At 61.7% G+C, this 441-nt stretch carries 1 pseudogene; it reads right to left on the bottom strand.

From position 1 onward, the window contains the following. Positions 1 to 279, bottom strand: a pseudogene (locus AF337_RS27260) (phosphate acyltransferase); the annotation flags it as partial. Positions 280 to 441 lie beyond the last annotated feature (162 nt).

Raw genomic sequence — 441 nt, 5'->3', positions numbered from 1 at the left:
GACGACTGCCTTCGCCGCAGCGGCGTGGCTATTTGGAACGTCGACGATTTCGTGCTCTTTCAGATCAAGCCCATTCTCCGCGGCCACCGTCTGAATTCTTGCGGCGGGCTCCACCAGGACCGGTACGATCAGTCTGTTCTCGGCGTCAAGCGCGCCCTGCAATGACGTCTCGTCGCAGGGATGCGCCACGATCGTGACGGCAGGCGCAACCTCCCGTGCAGCGGCAATCAGTCGGTCGTATTTTGATTGTTCAGGTTTGGTCGTGGAAAGGTCGGTCATTGGGAAGCTCCCTCTGCTTCGATCAGGATGCGTTGCGAACGCGAGCGCTCTTGCTTGCCGGTCCGCGGACTGGGTTGCTGCCGAATTCCTCCTTGCCGAGGCTGAACAGCTCGGCCACACGATCGAGGCAATCGGCTCCCGCCGGCTTCCAACGCCCGACGA

Origin of the sequence: Rhizobium ecuadorense, from assembly GCF_001187535.1 — a bacterium.
Taxonomy (GTDB): domain Bacteria; phylum Pseudomonadota; class Alphaproteobacteria; order Rhizobiales; family Rhizobiaceae; genus Rhizobium; species Rhizobium ecuadorense.
This window is presented reverse-complemented; position numbering and strand designations above follow the sequence as displayed.